Origin of the sequence: Mycobacterium intermedium (assembly GCF_002086275.1) — a bacterium.
In the GTDB taxonomy this organism is placed as follows: domain Bacteria; phylum Actinomycetota; class Actinomycetes; order Mycobacteriales; family Mycobacteriaceae; genus Mycobacterium; species Mycobacterium intermedium.
This window is the reverse complement of sequence record NZ_MVHT01000311.1, coordinates 1-481: the sequence shown is the minus strand read 5'-3', so window position 1 is coordinate 481 and position 481 is coordinate 1. Positions and strand designations below refer to the sequence as shown.

Annotated in this window: 1 pseudogene; it reads right to left on the bottom strand. The window is 76.1% G+C overall.

The window, feature by feature from the left end:
* Positions 1-463 (bottom strand): annotated as a pseudogene (locus BST27_RS32995) (PE family protein); the annotation flags it as partial.
* Positions 464-481 lie beyond the last annotated feature (18 nt).

Genomic DNA, 481 nt, shown 5'->3' with positions numbered 1-481 from the left:
CGCCGCCGTCGCCGGCGGTAATGGCGTCGGTCCGGAGGGTGAAGGCGTCGCCGCCTCTACCGCCATCGCCGCCATTGCCACCCGTGCCGCCGGTCGCGCCGGTTGCGCCCGTACTACCGGTGCCGCCGTTGCCGCCGTTGCCGCCGTTACCGCCGTTGCCGTGGAGTCCGCCGCTGCCGCCGTTGCCGCCGTTGCCGCCAGTGCCACCCGGGTTGGAGTTGTTGGCGCCATTGCCGCCATTGCCGCCATTTCCGCCGCTGGTCGGGGTGAAACCGTCCGCACCCTGGGCGCCTTGGGAGGAACCGGCGGCCGAGGCGGGGACGGCGGTGTGGGCGGTGACGGCGGCCGGGGTGGCGACGGAACTTTCGATGGACAGAACGGCGGAGCGGGTGGCGACGGCGGTAGCCGCGGGGTCGGCGGCGCCGGCGGCGCCGGTGGCGCCGGGTCCTCCCAAGGCGCCCACGGGGCGGGCCGGTTCACC